This window comes from Neobacillus sp. S1227 (assembly GCF_055385255.1).
In genome coordinates, this window is record NZ_AP038276.1 from 960154 (window position 1) to 974402 (window position 14249).

General features: G+C 39.8%; 16 protein-coding genes and 1 pseudogene. 11 read left to right on the forward strand and 6 right to left on the reverse strand.

Annotation, left to right across the window (positions count from 1 at the left end; genetic code table 11):
- Positions 1-10: 10 nt before the first annotated feature.
- Positions 11-523 (reverse strand): nucleotidyltransferase family protein, encoded by a 513-nt coding sequence (locus tag ACZ5AE_RS04830; RefSeq protein WP_464569980.1) that lies wholly within the window; start codon positions 521-523, stop codon positions 11-13.
- Between the two features lie 337 nt (positions 524-860).
- Here ACZ5AE_RS04830 and ACZ5AE_RS04835 point away from each other — a divergent pair, with 337 nt between their 5' ends.
- From ACZ5AE_RS04835 to ACZ5AE_RS04850, 4 genes and pseudogenes are all read left to right on the forward strand, one after another.
- Positions 861-1091: an HAD hydrolase-like protein gene (locus ACZ5AE_RS04835; RefSeq protein ID WP_464569982.1), complete on the forward strand. Its 231-nt coding sequence runs from the start codon at positions 861-863 to the stop codon at positions 1089-1091.
- Between the two features lie 118 nt (positions 1092-1209).
- Positions 1210-1869 carry an IS607 family transposase gene (locus ACZ5AE_RS04840; protein WP_464569984.1) on the forward strand — a complete coding sequence of 220 codons (660 nt, stop codon included), beginning with the start codon at positions 1210-1212 and terminating at the stop codon, positions 1867-1869.
- Positions 1823-3364: an IS200/IS605 family accessory protein TnpB-related protein gene (locus ACZ5AE_RS04845; RefSeq protein WP_464569986.1), complete on the forward strand. Its 1542-nt coding sequence runs from the start codon at positions 1823-1825 to the stop codon at positions 3362-3364. The genes ACZ5AE_RS04840 and ACZ5AE_RS04845 overlap by 47 nt, the downstream gene beginning before the upstream one ends.
- Positions 3365-3705: 341 nt before the next feature.
- Positions 3706-4104: pseudogene (locus ACZ5AE_RS04850) on the forward strand (HAD-IA family hydrolase); the annotation flags it as partial.
- Between the two features lie 132 nt (positions 4105-4236).
- Here the strand turns inward: ACZ5AE_RS04850 and ACZ5AE_RS04855 are convergent.
- Complete coding sequence (locus ACZ5AE_RS04855; RefSeq protein WP_464569988.1) at positions 4237-4437, reverse strand: hypothetical protein; 201 nt, start codon at positions 4435-4437, stop codon at positions 4237-4239.
- Between the two features lie 185 nt (positions 4438-4622).
- Here ACZ5AE_RS04855 and pssA point away from each other — a divergent pair, with 185 nt between their 5' ends.
- The 4 genes from pssA (at position 4623) to ACZ5AE_RS04875 (ending at position 7784) form a co-directional block, all read left to right on the forward strand.
- Positions 4623-5114, forward strand: coding sequence for a CDP-diacylglycerol--serine O-phosphatidyltransferase (gene pssA, locus ACZ5AE_RS04860; protein WP_464569990.1), 492 nt, complete (start codon positions 4623-4625; stop codon positions 5112-5114).
- Between the two features lie 160 nt (positions 5115-5274).
- A complete protein-coding gene (locus ACZ5AE_RS04865; RefSeq protein ID WP_464569992.1) occupies positions 5275-5976 on the forward strand; it encodes a response regulator transcription factor in 702 nt (233 codons plus the stop codon).
- Positions 5954-7354: a sensor histidine kinase gene (locus tag ACZ5AE_RS04870; protein ID WP_464569994.1), complete on the forward strand. Its 1401-nt coding sequence runs from the start codon at positions 5954-5956 to the stop codon at positions 7352-7354. The genes ACZ5AE_RS04865 and ACZ5AE_RS04870 overlap by 23 nt, the downstream gene beginning before the upstream one ends.
- 208 nt (positions 7355-7562) lie before the next feature.
- Entirely contained in the window at positions 7563-7784 is a 222-nt protein-coding gene (locus tag ACZ5AE_RS04875; protein WP_464569996.1) for a hypothetical protein, read from the forward strand.
- A gap of 52 nt (positions 7785-7836) precedes the next feature.
- Here the strand turns inward: ACZ5AE_RS04875 and ACZ5AE_RS04880 are convergent, their stop codons facing one another.
- Positions 7837-8346, reverse strand: coding sequence for a DoxX family protein (locus tag ACZ5AE_RS04880; RefSeq protein WP_464569998.1), 510 nt, complete (start codon positions 8344-8346; stop codon positions 7837-7839).
- Positions 8347-8585: 239 nt separating this feature from the next.
- On the opposite strand from ACZ5AE_RS04880, the gene ACZ5AE_RS04885 reads away from it, so the two are divergent.
- From ACZ5AE_RS04885 to ACZ5AE_RS04895, 3 genes are read left to right on the forward strand one after another with little or no spacing between them, the layout of a single operon-like run.
- Positions 8586-9293, forward strand: coding sequence for an MBL fold metallo-hydrolase (locus ACZ5AE_RS04885; RefSeq protein ID WP_464570000.1), 708 nt, complete (start codon positions 8586-8588; stop codon positions 9291-9293).
- 13 nt (positions 9294-9306) lie between these two features.
- Positions 9307-9882, forward strand: a complete 576-nt coding sequence (locus ACZ5AE_RS04890) for a TetR/AcrR family transcriptional regulator (RefSeq protein WP_464570002.1) — start codon at positions 9307-9309, stop codon at positions 9880-9882.
- 56 nt (positions 9883-9938) lie between these two features.
- On the forward strand, positions 9939-10556 hold the full coding sequence (locus ACZ5AE_RS04895) for an exonuclease domain-containing protein (protein WP_464570004.1): 618 nt from the start codon (positions 9939-9941) through the stop codon (positions 10554-10556).
- A gap of 881 nt (positions 10557-11437) precedes the next feature.
- Here the strand turns inward: ACZ5AE_RS04895 and ACZ5AE_RS04900 are convergent.
- From ACZ5AE_RS04900 to ACZ5AE_RS04910, 3 genes are all read right to left on the reverse strand, one after another.
- Positions 11438-12310 (reverse strand): SDR family oxidoreductase, encoded by an 873-nt coding sequence (locus ACZ5AE_RS04900; protein WP_464570006.1) that lies wholly within the window; start codon positions 12308-12310, stop codon positions 11438-11440.
- A gap of 186 nt (positions 12311-12496) precedes the next feature.
- Positions 12497-12928, reverse strand: a complete 432-nt coding sequence (locus ACZ5AE_RS04905; RefSeq protein WP_464570008.1) for a VOC family protein — start codon at positions 12926-12928, stop codon at positions 12497-12499.
- A 211-nt stretch (positions 12929-13139) separates the two neighbouring features.
- Positions 13140-14228: a citrate synthase/methylcitrate synthase gene (locus ACZ5AE_RS04910; protein WP_464570010.1), complete on the reverse strand. Its 1089-nt coding sequence runs from the start codon at positions 14226-14228 to the stop codon at positions 13140-13142.
- Between the last annotated feature and the right edge of the window lie 21 nt (positions 14229-14249).

A 14249-nucleotide genomic window follows, 5' to 3' on the forward strand; every position in this document is an offset into this window, starting at 1 on the left:
TAGCTTTGGTTCAAAAAGATATCTTTAATTGGCTCCATGTTCCTTCCCATTTCTTGGTTTTAACACGATTAACATAAACTTTTGTAAGCTCCATATTTGTCGAAAATAATGAAGTCGGTTTCACTTCCATATGAATCAAATCCTCGATTCCCCATGATGCTGCAATTACTAAGTTGTCTTTTTCATCGAGTTTCACTCCAACCGCTGTTGCTGTTTCGGGAAACTTCGAAATACCTTCCACAGCAGAAGAGTAGGGATTCAGGTTGTTAACAACATGCATTCTGGCTTGATTTTTTACCGACCATGGGATGTCAGACCTCAGGGTTTTTAGTTTATCTTCGTGCTTCTTTTCGTCATATTCATCAATATTTTCCGGATTAAAATAAATTACATCGATATCCTGTAGAGGGGTTCTAGCTGTAAATCCATGGAGTACATCCCAGATTTTTGAGCGGACAAACCCGGCGCATATCCACCAATCAGGCAGATTCATAGTTTGTACTATTTTTAAAATATCCATCATCCAGATATCTTCTCTGATAACTTGAATAATATCTTCCTGATTTTTGATAATTTTTTAACACTCCTTAACTATTTTTTTAATAACGTAGTCGAAATGAAGTAGGGTTTAAATAAAATCTAACATATTTTTCCTGTAGGGTCCCGTAATTTCTTTAAATCTATTACACCTGGACAGCTTAAAAATTAATGCCTTAGTCGTTATGAAAGGGTCATTAACACCCGAACCTTATAAAAAACCGATGCCTCGGTCGTAATAAATTTTTACCCCAACAAAAACAATCGACACGGCAAAACCTTTTCCAAAAACTTTCGTCTAAATTAACTGAGGTGATACATAATTGAAGGCAATCATATTTGATTTTGATGGACTAATTGTAGATACAGAAACGAATTGGTTTGATGCCTATAAGGAGGTCTTAGCTAAAGACTATGGACTAATCCTTTCTTTGCAGCAGTTTTCAAAAATCATAGGAACGGATGATACTAAACTATTCACATATATCCAAGAGAATTTTACCATACCAATAAAACCCGAAGTCGTCGAAAACTCTGTCAAAGAATTGTTTTAGAAAAAATGAAGGAGCCTGCCGCAAGGGAAGGGGTTTTAAGCAGTTTTATAAATGATGGACAATAGTGGACATTGGATAATATAATTGATATATTTGATTTATGGAAAAGTTATACAGGATGAATGAAGCTGCAGAAATATTAGGCGTGACTGTTAAGACACTCCAACGCTGGGATCATTCGGGAAGGGTTGTTTTTGTTCGTACTCCCAATGGTCAAAGAAGATTGCCTGAAAGCGAGATTAACCGATTATTAGGAAACTCTACAGTTAATAAAGACGAAAGAAACATAGTCATTTACGCCCGCGTCTCATCGCATGAACAAAAAACGAAGGGAGATTTACAAAGGCAGATTGATTTTATCAAGAATAAAATGGATTTACATTCATTCAAACAGGTGATGGTTATCGAGGATGTGGGTTCAGGTTTAAATGAAAAACGAAAAGGACTAGTCAAAATCATGAAATTAGCGGAGGCGGGACTGATAACGGACCTGGCTATTCGATACCGTGACCGCCTCACTCGCTTTGGGTTTCAATATTTGGAAACTTATTTTGAAAGTCACCAGGTTAAACTACATGTTTTAGATGATCAGACAGGTGAAAAAAAACCGTCCCAAGAGGAATTAGCGGAAGATTTAATCGCCATCATTACCAGCTTTTCCGGGAAATTGTATAGCATTCGAAGTCACAAAAATAAAATCTTAGAAGAAAAAGTAAAGGAGGTTCTAGAAGATGTTGCAAACCTACCAAACGAAGCTGCCGAACATTCCACTACCTAAAGGCCTATCTTCAGATCAGTACCTCCAAGAATATGCATCCTATTTCGGCAGGCTGGAACGGAATTTGTTCGTCCAATCCCACATCAAAGGGGTCTCCTCCTCCAGCCTCAAAAAGACCTTTCTTAAGCAGTATGATATTACAGCCCGGCAGTTTAATTCGATCAGAATGCAGCTGGACGGAAAGGTCTCTTCCTTTATTAAAAAGAGAAAACTGGAAATTCAAGAGCTGAGGTCCAAAACAGCTTACTTACAAAAAATCATCGACAAGAAAACCACGCAAAAAGAACAATCACAAAAAAAACTCCAGGGAATCCCACAAACACATCCATCCTTTTTGAAAACCTTAAAAAGATATTGCAACCTTAAATTTTATCTCCATCAAAAGAAACGACGGCTAAGAAATCTCCAACAGAAATTAGGGAAACTTGTGTTAGACGCGGCAAATAAAAAAATCCGTATCTGTTTTGGTACAAAGAAGCTGTTCCTTAAACAATTTCATTTAGAGGAAAATAACTATAAGAATCACCAAGAGTGGAGAAACGACTGGATCGAGGCAAGAAACGGACAATTTTTGGTGATTGGCTCGAAAGATGAAACTTTTGGGAACCAAACAGCGACGTATGATTTGGAGAACACACTACGATTACGTGTCGCGAATCATTTCGTGGATACATATGGGAAATATATAGAATTTCTCGCGGCCATTTTCCCCTATGGGCAAGAGTGGCTGGACAAGGCAAAGGTTCCAAGAATGGGTTTCACACGAAGTGGCCGCCTTCAAAAATACTATTCTTCCATTACCTATCGGTTTATGAAAAGGGATAAAGGCTGGTATTTGAACGCAACCGTTGAAAGGGAAGCACCAAAAGTGGGAACCTCGAATCTTAATGGGTTGATCGGCGTTGATGTAAATGCGGGTTTTCTCGCCATCTGTGAAATTGACCGATTCGGTAATCCCATTCATAGCTGGTCGATAAAGGTCCCCATGTACAATAGAAAAAAAGAGCAGGTTCTAGCTTCTATGAGTGATGCGATAAAGACAGTATTGGATTACGCAGTGTTGGTGCAAAAAGATGTTGTCATTGAAAAATTGGACTTTTCAAAGAAAAAGACACAGCTTCGGGAGAGGGGGCCTGCCTACGCAAGGATGCTTTCAGGGTTTGCGTATTCCTCGTTTCAACAATTCATAGAGTCAAAAGCTAAAAAAGCAGGAGTCAAAATCAAACGGATTAACCCTATGTATACCAGCCAAATCGGACATATGAAATTTATGGCTAGATATGGGCTAAGCTCCCATGAATCCGCTGCCTGCATGATTGCTAGACGAGGTTACTATTTTAAAATCGAAAAACCGAAGTATGACACCATTCTATCTTTACCGAAAAACTTTGGTAAGCATCAATCCAACTATAGGAAATGGAGAACCATAACCAACCATTTGAAAAAAGAATATTTATTCCATGATAAAATCGAACTGTTAAAAGCAGATAGTTAGTCAATAAAAAGTTGGAGCAACACTTCCTTTTTACCTGCAAGGAAGAAAAGGACCACGTACTCCAATTAGTGAGTCAACTGCTTTACCAGCGTGGCTAACAGCCTTTCTAGAGTATCAAAAAAAGATATCCTGTACCGTGTAAATGGTATTGAGACGGGAACGAAGAAGTTTCTAGAAGTTGAAAGACCTCTATAGACGGATGTTCCCATTCTGGAATTAGGGCGTGATCCCCTAACGCGATTCGCAAAAAACGCTGTTCGTTTTGCGTGCTAAATGAGCTAAAACATATTTAGATCACATAGATTTTCTGATGTATATAGATGTCTATGTTTTTAGGAACGGTAGTGGACTACCTTAAAGAAGCAAAAGAAATAGGACTGAAAATTGGTTTGGCCTCCAGTTCAAGCCGTAAATGGGTGGAAGGCTTTTTACAAAGACTCAATATTCTCCGATATTTTGATGTGATTAAAACGAGGGACGATGTTTCTAAAGTGAAACCGGACCCGGAATTATATATTCAAGCTGTTAAGGCACTTGGTATCCAACCCTTCGAAGCAGTTGCGTTTGAAGATTCCTTAAACGGCCTCAGGGCGGCAAGAGAAGCAGGTGTTCATTGCGTGGTGGTGCCAAATCAAGTTACATCGCATTTGGAGTTTCATGGTCATAGCTGCAGGCTGTCTTCAATGGAAGAGATGAACCTGAAGCTAATATTGCAAAAAATTAAAGGGGGAAGCATTTGAAAGGTTATTAAATAAAGGTTTGGCTTTAAAATAATTGGTGTAGATGGAGTATTTTAGGATATGCTGGTTGCATCTAAATGATAAAAAAGGTGACGGCGTAAAAGTGTGTCAGTCACCTTTTTTATCATTACCTCAAGTCATTTTTATAAGCTTTATAGCTGATACTTTTGCATTCATCGACATGTTTTTTGCAGCCTTTTTATGCAGCCATTGATAAATAATCGGAATGATAATAAAGCTGTTAATGGTCGAAGTGAACATACCGCCAATCACGACAATGCCAAGTGTTTGCGAAATAAGGGTATCTGCATTATGAAAAAATGCCAGCTGCAATAATGTTAGCTTGTTCGGAGATTCCTCCTAATGTTTTAATTCTTTTTTCAAATAAAACATGGAATGAAACATCTTTTGGACTTACTGATATCTTTCATTAAGATGGAAAAAATTTTTTAGAATAATGGAAGAATATATAGAAAAGGCTAAATTAATGGGAGATTTAAAAGTCAGGGGGGACGACTTTGTTTAAACATTTAATAAAAGCAATTCCTAATTTATTTACATTAGGAAATTTATTGTGCGGTGTTCTTTCTATTACCTTGAATATGAGTGGCTTTATCGAAGTTGCCGCCATTTTTATATTTTTTTCAGCCGTTTTTGATCTTCTTGACGGAAGGATTGCGAGGAAATTAAAAGTGAACAGTGAATTGGGCGTAGAACTGGACTCCTTGGCCGATATTGTGAGTTTTGGGGTCGCCCCTGCTCTTTTATTCCATTCAATTGCTGCACCATCTATATTAACTTCTTTGGCATTTATCCTTTTTCCGATGATGGGGGCATTAAGATTAGCCAGGTTCAGTGTCAAGCCAACCATCGGCTATTTTAAAGGGCTTCCAATTCCCGCTGCCGGCCTGCCGCTTGCCGGCATGGGATTCTTCTCATATAGCAATGCATGGATTACCTTAATTCTTGCCCTCTTAATGGTGAGTCCAATTCGGGTCAAAAAAATTTAATTTATAACTCTTTTTAAAAAAAGCTAGGAACCTTTCATAGCTTTTTTATTTTCTTCACTAACCCCTTTAAAAGATTAAGAATTCATTAAGATGGTAAATGAATTTAATTTTTGGTGCTACATTGTATTTATAGAAAAAGCTTTGGAAGGACGTATGTTTCATGGAAACACATATTTTAGTAATCGAGGATTCAGCTCAAATTGCTCGAGTTTTAAAGATGGAGCTTGAGTTTGAAGGGTATCAGGTAACAGTTGAACACACTGGGAAGGCAGGATTGGAAACCGCCTTACAAACAGATATTGATTTAATTTTATTGGATGTCATGCTGCCTGAGTTAAGTGGAATGGAAGTATTAAAGAGATTTAGAAGGGAAAACAATAATACTCCCGTTATTCTTTTAACGGCTCGAAATACAACATACGATAAAGTATCGGGATTGGACCATGGAGCCAATGACTATGTTACCAAGCCCTTTGAAATCGAAGAATTACTAGCCCGTATTCGTGCTTGCCTGCGGAATCGTCCCAATGGGGAAAAGTCTCAACTGATTGTCGGGGATCTAATCATCAATAAGGAATCAAGAGAAGTGGAAAGAGGTGGAAACCCCATTTCCTTAACACCAAAGGAATATGACTTCTTGGTCTATTTAGTCATGAATAAAAACAAAGTTGTCACACGTGAGAGCATCATCCATAATGTTTGGGGCTATGATTATGAGGGTGAGACCAACGTAATCGATGTTTTTATCAGACATCTGCGAAAAAAGGTGGATGAAGGTTTTCCTGTCCCGTTAATAACCACTATTAGAGGGATTGGTTTTACGATAAAGGAGAAAACGGATGAAGATCTCGACGAAAATTAACCTATTAACAACCGCTTGGATGCTTTGCATATTAATACTCGTTAATGTAGTCGTCTTCTTCTTATTTATGAAAACAACCCTCAATATGGAGGAGGATATGCTTTTTCAAAAGGCAGCAGATATTGAAAAACAGATTGATAACAGCCGATCCTCTCGTAGTATTGAGGACAAATTAAAAGCATTTTTATCAGAAAACTCCTATATCCGAATCATTGGTCCTGGGAACAAAATCATCCACGAGGTTTCGAATGATAAGTTACAATCAAGAAAGATAAAAGGAAAATACGCGGAAAATCAACAGTCACAAACTTACGTAATCTCTGGAAAAAACGGGCAAGAACAAGTAATGGTTGTTCATTTTCCGGTTAATACAAAGCAATTAAGAGGAAGCCTCGAGATTGGAGAACGATTACAGGGATTAGAATCAAGGAAAGAGATTCTTGAAGCGATTTTAATATTTTGTACGATCCTAGCTGCCTTATTATCTTTACTTGGAGGAAGATGGCTGTCCAATATGATTATGAGGCCGATTTCCAATATGATTACTACAATGGAGGAAATTGAAAATAGTGGTGTACCGAAGACCATCACCATTCAAAATAGGGCAAAGGACGAACTTCACACATTGGCTAGAACATTTAATCGGATGATAGATAGACTACAACAGAACTTAGCAAAGCAATCGCAGTTTATTTCTGATGCCTCTCATGAATTAAAAACCCCGTTAACGGTCATTAAAAGCTATGCAAATCTGCTGAGAAGGCACGGGCTTGAAAATAAAGAAATGGCTGACGAAGCCATTCAGGCTATTCATTCGGAGGCAACTAGGATACAAAAAATGACAGACACCTTTTTGGACTTAGCCACTCTGGAAAAGGAAACGGAATTAGAAATCAACGAAGTAAACCTGGTTTCTTTATGCCAAAGTATTTTGAAACAACTAAAACATGTCTATAGACGAGAAATAACATTGGAATATGCCGCGTCCCCGCTCATTGTTCATGCAGATGAATTAAAGCTCAAACAAGTAATTATCATTTTGCTGGACAATGCCATGAAGTACAGCAAGGATAAAATTGATGTTATCTTAGACCAGAAAGAACAATTTGCCATTATTAGTGTTAAAGATTATGGGATTGGAATCCCGCAGGATGAGATTCAAAATATTTTTGAGCGGTTTTACCGAGTGGATAAAGCGAGGAGCAGAGAAACCGGCGGAACTGGACTGGGGTTGCATATCGCCAAAAGTATTATGAAATTGCATAAAGGTGAAATTGAAATAGAAAGTAATGAAGGGTCAGGGACTACCGTAAAATTACTTTTCCTAAATGAATCCGCTCAATCCAAAACCAAAAAAGGGTGTCAGGCACTTTTCTGACACCTTTTTAGAATTAGTCCACCATTTTTTTTGATAGCTGGTTTTTTTCATAATTGGCAGCCATTCTTATAAACTAAATATTTTTTAAAAGTGCGAGTTAATTTTACTTTGGATTCCTTCTATGTTGCTATATAATGGTTATAATAAGTTCACAATTTTGCCAAAATTACTTTTGAGATATAGCAAAAACTTTTCGGGGGGATTTGCAATGATAAGGGCGGCCGTTGCGGGTGTAGTTGGTTTCATTTTAATTTTTATTGAGTCCATGATTGTTATGAAGTTTAAAGGCTATGCGACAATTGAATTCGGCGGCCTTAAACCGTTCATTAACGTTTGGGCGATGAATTTCTTTGTTGTCTTTGCAATCCTGACACAGGTTACAAATTGGTATGTTAACAGACAAAGATTCGAGGAAGATAACAGCTATTAATCCGCAAAAACAAACACCTCCATCTCGAAGCTGAGATGGAGGTGTTTTTTAGTCATGCAGTGTGTTTAACCGGATCGTTAGCTTTTAAAACTGTTTTACGGAAGAATGGTACAACCCAGCGGTCAAGACCGAAGTGACCTGCATTGTAGCCTGCAGCTAAAATCATCACGCCAAGGAAAATGTCAGTTGGAATGTGAGATACAGTTCCTGCAAGGAAGAATGCAAAGTTCATGACTAAGGCAAAGAATGCAGCGGCAGTTGTTAAGCAGCCTAACATTAATCCTAAGCCGACTAAAACTTCTCCCCAAGGAACGATAAAGTTAAAGATATCAACGTTAGGAAGGGCGAAGCCTTTTAAGAATTCAACATACCAGCCATATACAACGGCACCATCTGGACCTTTTACAGGATTGGCAGTCACTCCTTTTAAAAATCCTGCCGCATCAAATCCTCCAGTTATTTTATGAAAACCGGCGGTGAACCAAGAATATCCTAGATAGAGACGTAAGACAGTTAAAATTCCAGCGGCGATTTTGTTTTCTCTCAACCAATTTGCAAACATTTGAAACATCTCCTTAAAAGGTTATAAGTTCTAAATAATTTCTACACTGTAAATATAGCAAATTTAATTTGAATTGAGGGTTTTTCGTTCACTAATTCACATATTCGTAAAAAAGCTTTGAACAATTTGTTACATGCCAGAAGGGGATAGTTAAGGAAAATTTTACAAAAAAACTCTTGATAAAACTAATTGTATTAGTTAAAATAAAACTAATGATATTAGTTAAGGGGTTGGTCATAATGAGAATAATCAAAAAGGGATATTTGTATCAGGTAACGTTTATGGCGAATATTTTTCCAGTTAATTGCTATCTAGTGGAAGAAGACGACTGTTTAACCCTAATTGATGCGGCCTTAGGATTTGGTGCAAAGGGAATATTGCAGGCCGCCGAGAGAATTGGAAAACCTATTACAAAGATTGTCTTAACACATGCCCATGAGGATCATGTAGGAGCACTGGATTTGTTAAAGGAAAGACTGCCAGACGTACCTGTTTATATTTCAGTGAGGGATAACCGACTAATGATCGGCGACCGTTCCCTAGATTCCCATGAAGATCAGACCCCGATTAAAGGTGGCGTGCCGAAGAAATTGAAAACTAGAGCCAGCGTACTATTGAAGGCAGGGGATGAACTTGGACATTTAAGGGCAGTTGAATCACCAGGACATACACCAGGGTCCATGTCATTTCTTGATTTGCGGACGAATGCTTTAGTAGCAGGTGACGCCTTCCAGACAAGAGGAGGCATTGCTGTTGCGGGGGATATAAGACCACTGTTTCCATTCCCAGCGTTCGGTACGTGGAGCAAACAAACCGCGCTAAATAGTGCCAGAAAACTGGCTGAATTTAACCCGAGTTTACTTGCTATCGGGCACGGAGAAATGGTAGAAAACCCTGTTGCATCCATGGAGATGGCTATCAATAAATTCGAACAGAAATTACGGTAAAAGGAGAAATAAAATGGCTAGACCGAAAGTTGGACTTGAAATATCAGCAATTCTGGAAGCCGCGGGAGAGCTTGCAGATCAAGATGGGATGCAAGAAGTGACGTTGGCGAACCTGGCCAAAAGGCTAAGCATCCGCCCTCCTTCTCTTTATAATCATTTCGATGGCCTGCCTGGATTAAGGAAAAAGCTGGCCATCTATGGACTTAATTTGTTGTATGATGAATTGACCCAGGCAGCGATCGGGGTGTCAGGCACCGATGCGCTGCTATCGATTAGTAAGGCTTATGTAAGCTTCGCCAGAAGACATCCTGGAATCTATGAGGCAACATTGATGGCGCCGGACCCGGAAGATATTGATGTCCAGCAGGCAGGGGCAAAAATAGTCGACCTTTCCGTCAGGGTCCTGCAGGCTTTTCATCTAGAAGGTGATCTAGCCATCCATACTGTAAGGGGACTGCGGAGCGTCCTGCACGGATTCTCCTCGTTGGAGCAAAGAGGCGGATTTAAGATGTCATTGGATTTGGATGAGAGCTTGGAGATTGTTATCAAGGCGTTTATTAGTGGAATGGAGAATCATGGCAGTCTTTAAGATATAGGATGGGCGGCTGAAATCTGGTATAATAAAGGAAATTTTCGATTTAAGGAATGATTACATTGCAAAGACAGACGAAATTAGGGTTATTGTTGGACGTGGAAACAACAGGGCTGGGACCGACTACAGATGAAGTTATTGAATTGGCCCTGAAGCTATTTTCCTACTGTACGGAATCCGGTGAAATATTAGAGGTTTTGGAGGAAGATGCCTTTTTAAGAGAGCCCCTTTCTAGCTCAGCGCGCAGAAATTATGATAGTGCTTTTCGTGTACATGGCATTCCATTTGATTTGGTTCAAGGAAAAAGTTTTTCTGATGTGAAAGTAAAAAAATATCTTCAACATGCTGATTCTGTCTTTGCTCATAATGCTTCCTTTGACCGCAGTTTCCTTTTTCATATGTATCCTGAGGTGAATGACTTGCAGTGGTTCTGCACGATGAGGAATGTGCCTTGGAAACAGTACGGCTTTCCAAATGGCAAGCTTATTACCCTTTTGGAAGCTCATGAAATCACAAACTATCAAACACATAGAGCGATGGATGATATTACATATTTGATGGAATTGCTTAAGCGGACAAGTCCAAAAGGCAATCTCTATCTGCAGGAAGTTATTGAATTCGGACCGATGAGAAAGTACCGGCCTGCTGCTTCGAGGGCGAAGATGGGGTAAGTGCATCTAATTGGCGCCTAGACTATGGAAAAAACGAGTGTACCGGTCGCCAATAAGGATTATTGGCACCCGAACTATAAAAAAAACAAGTGAAACGGTTACCAATAAGGAGTATTGGTAACCGAAATTTGGAAAAAACGAGTGTAACGGTAGCCAATAAGGAGTATTAGCGCCCAAACTATAAAAAAATGAAGAGTACCGGTCGCCAATAAGGAGTATTGGCGCCCAAACATTAAAAAAATGAAGAGTACCGGTCGCCAATAAGGAGTATTGGCGCCCAAACATTAAAAAAATCAAGAGTACCTGTCGCCAATAAGGAGTATTGGTGCCCGAACAATAAAAAAATCAAGAGTAACAGTCGCCAATAAGGAGTATTGGCGCCCAAACTATAAAAAAGTCAAGAGTACCGGTCGCCAATAAAGAGTATTGGTGCCCGAACTATAAAAAAATCAAGAGTACCGGTCGCCAATAAGGAGTATTGGCGCCCAAACTATAAAAAAGTCAAGAGTACCGGTCGCCAATAAGGAGTATTGGCGCCCAAACATTAAAAAAATCAAGAGTACCGGTCGCCAATAAGGAGTATTGGCGCCCAAACATTAAAAAAATCAAGAGTACCGGTCGCCAATAAGGAGTATTGGTGCCCGAACTATAAAAAAATCAAGAGTAACAGTCGCCAATAAGGAGTATTGGCGCCCAAACTATAAAAAAATCAAGAGTACGGTCGCCAATAAGAAGTATTGGCGCCAGAACTATAAAAAAATTAAGTGAAACGGTCGCCAAAACAAAACTATATAAAGTCATGGAAAACAAAACAGTAGCAATTAGGGCCAATAGACGCCTGAGCTTCAAAAAAACGCATCGGTAATCCCGATGCATTTTTTCTACCCATTAATAATCGTTCCGCCATTCACATGAATCATCTGCCCGCTCATGTAGGACGAATCCTCCGAGGCCAGGAACACATAGCTTGGCGCCAGTTCATGAGGCTGTCCGGCACGTTGCATTGGTGTATCTGATCCGAAGGTTGCGACCTGATCTGCTGTAAAGGTCGATGGAATGAGCGGAGTCCAGATTGGGCCCGGGGCAACACCGTTTACCCGGATTTCCTGCTTCACCAATGAAAGGGCCAACGAACGAGTAAAGGCGACAATGGCTCCTTTTGTGGCCGAGTAATCAAGCAATTGTTCATTCCCATGGTAGGCTGTTATGGAAGCCGTATTTATGATTGATGCTCCTTTCTTCAAAAAAGGGAGTGCCATTTTCGTCATATAAAAATAGGAGAAAATATTGGTCCTGAATGTTTTTTCCAGCTGCGCTGAAGTGATATTTAAAATACTTGGCTGCGGGTGCTGCTCCGCCGCGTTGTTGACCAAAATATCCAATTTGCCGAACTCATCAATTGTTTTCTTCACAACCTCTTTGCAATAGTCCTCATTGCCAATATCGCCGGAAAAAAGAAGGCATCTTCGTCCTTCAGCTTCTATGATTCCTTTGGTTTCCTCAGCATCCTGATGCTCTTCTAGGTACACAATTGCTACATCTGCACCCTCCTTGGCAAAATAAATCGCAACTGATTTTCCAATTCCACTGTCACCGCCAGTAATAATAGCGGTTTTTCCGGATAATTTTCCGGCCGGCTTATAGTTGGAATCAACGGAAATCGGCTTTGGGTTCATTTCACTCTCAGTTCCTGGTTGATGGTTTTGATGCTGCGGCGGAAACGTTTGCTTTTTTTGACTCTGCTTGCTGCTCATTTTCTAAACCTCCATCGTATTAATCACTAGTTAGTGTTAGAAAAATGAAGCAAATTATGATGGGAATAAGGAACGAATGGGATAGGAATGTTGATTGGGGCTTAACCGAAGATTTGAAAAATCAAAGAAATGAATAAAGGCTCTGTTCCATTGCTGAACAGAGCCTTTTTGTAATAGGATAGAATGTTATTGATGAGGTTTTCCTTCAGTAAAAATCTGGAAGGTTATGCCGAATTTGTCTGTTACTTGACCATAGGCAGGGCTAAAGAAAGTTTCTTGCAGCGGCATTCCAACTTGACCGCCTTGGGAAAGCCCTTCAAAGATTTTCCTTGATTGGTCTGCATCATTGGTTGAAATACAAATGGTCACTTGATTTCCGCTTTGATGGTCCTGTCCAGGGAAGGTGTCGGAAAACATAACTTCTGACTCACCAATTTTAATAGTCGCATGACTTACCAAGTCCTTAGCTTCAGCAGGCAGAGGGTATTCCGGGTTTTCAGGCATTTCACCAAAACTTTGAGAGAATAAAACCTGTGCATCCAGTGCCTGTTGATAAAACTGGATCGCTTCCTTAGCGTTACCGTTCATTACGAAATAAGGAATTAATTTTACTGACATGAACATTCACTCCTTGAATCCATCAAAATTTATTAGTTAATATTTTAGTAATGAGGCTTCCATTGGCCAATAGCCACTGAAAAACAACACAATTTCTATTATTAACCAATAATTTGATTATAAGACACAGAACAGGCGTTCGTCAATTTGTTTTTAAAAAGTATTACCGCCTGTAAGGATAGGGAATATCGCAATATTAGTGTGTTTTGGTTTATTTGAGTGCTCCAATGTATTTGGATTGCGGCCGGTAGATGGTGTTGTTTTCTGACTGTTCGAGGATGTGGGCTGTCCAGCCGACGATTCTGCTAGCGGTGAAGGTTGGTGTGAACAGGTCTGCCTCCATGTTAATGGCTTTCATGATGGCTGCGGCATAGAATTCTACATTTGTATAAAGTGAACGGCCGGGTTTTAACTCCTCCAACACTCTTATTGCGATTTTTTCTGCTTCCATAGCGAGGTCAAGCCATGCATCTTGACCAACCAGTTCCCGTAATTTGGCCTTTAAGGCAATGGCGCGCGGGTCGTGGGTTTTGTACACCCGATGCCCAAACCCCATCAACCTTTCTCCCTTCGATAATTTATCTCGCATCACCATTTCAGCATCCCCGGCAGCCACAATCTCATCCAAAAGTTCAATTACTCCTGAAGGAGCGCCGCCATGAAGTGGTCCTTTCATCGTTCCAATAGCTGATGAAACGGCTGATACAATATCCGATTCAGTCGAAGCCGTAACCCTTGCTGAAAAAGTGGAAGCATTCATGCCGTGTTCTAGGGTCAAAATCATATACGTTTCGAGTACCTCCACATGGGCATCTAATGGTATTGCACCATTAAGCATATAAAGGTAATTAGCCACATGATCCAATTCATTCAACGGAGGAACAAACTCTTTTCCCTCCAATTGTCTTTTCCGGTAAGCAATGATTGTCGGGGCGAGGGCAGTGATACGAATAGCCTGTGATATAGTCGGCTTCCAGCTATAATTGAAATTCCCTGCTTCTGCCGATATGGCTGTTCTCATCACACTCATTAGGTCCATAGCCGGAGGGAGCAAGTCAATTATTTTTTTTATATTTTCAGGAAGCTCACGGTGGCTCTTTAACTCATTTTTCAAATCCCGTACCTGAACATCATCAGGTAAACAGCCATGCCAGAGCAGGTACGCCACTTCTTCAAAAGAGTAACGATTAGTAAGCTTTCCGATTTCATATCCCCGATAAATAAGCTCTCCCTTTTCACCATCAATATGACTGATTAATGTTTCGGCGGCGACAATTCCTTTTAAACCCTTCTGGATCATAAAAATCTCTCCTTCCTTTAT

Coding starts and splice junctions, on each gene's coding strand:
- ACZ5AE_RS04910 (WP_464570010.1), bottom strand. CDS start 14,228: ATGATCCAGAAGGGTTTAAAAGGAATTGTCGCCGCCGAAACATTAATC.
- ACZ5AE_RS04845 (WP_464569986.1), top strand. CDS start 1,823: ATGTTGCAAACCTACCAAACGAAGCTGCCGAACATTCCACTACCTAAA.
- ACZ5AE_RS04885 (WP_464570000.1), top strand. CDS start 8,586: ATGAGAATAATCAAAAAGGGATATTTGTATCAGGTAACGTTTATGGCG.
- ACZ5AE_RS04870 (WP_464569994.1), top strand. CDS start 5,954: ATGAAGATCTCGACGAAAATTAACCTATTAACAACCGCTTGGATGCTT.
- ACZ5AE_RS04830 (WP_464569980.1), bottom strand. CDS start 523: ATGATGGATATTTTAAAAATAGTACAAACTATGAATCTGCCTGATTGG.
- ACZ5AE_RS04890 (WP_464570002.1), top strand. CDS start 9,307: ATGGCTAGACCGAAAGTTGGACTTGAAATATCAGCAATTCTGGAAGCC.
- ACZ5AE_RS04880 (WP_464569998.1), bottom strand. CDS start 8,346: ATGTTTGCAAATTGGTTGAGAGAAAACAAAATCGCCGCTGGAATTTTA.
- ACZ5AE_RS04875 (WP_464569996.1), top strand. CDS start 7,563: ATGATAAGGGCGGCCGTTGCGGGTGTAGTTGGTTTCATTTTAATTTTT.
- ACZ5AE_RS04905 (WP_464570008.1), bottom strand. CDS start 12,928: ATGTCAGTAAAATTAATTCCTTATTTCGTAATGAACGGTAACGCTAAG.
- ACZ5AE_RS04840 (WP_464569984.1), top strand. CDS start 1,210: ATGAATGAAGCTGCAGAAATATTAGGCGTGACTGTTAAGACACTCCAA.
- ACZ5AE_RS04895 (WP_464570004.1), top strand. CDS start 9,939: ATGATTACATTGCAAAGACAGACGAAATTAGGGTTATTGTTGGACGTG.
- ACZ5AE_RS04865 (WP_464569992.1), top strand. CDS start 5,275: ATGGAAACACATATTTTAGTAATCGAGGATTCAGCTCAAATTGCTCGA.
- ACZ5AE_RS04900 (WP_464570006.1), bottom strand. CDS start 12,310: ATGAGCAGCAAGCAGAGTCAAAAAAAGCAAACGTTTCCGCCGCAGCAT.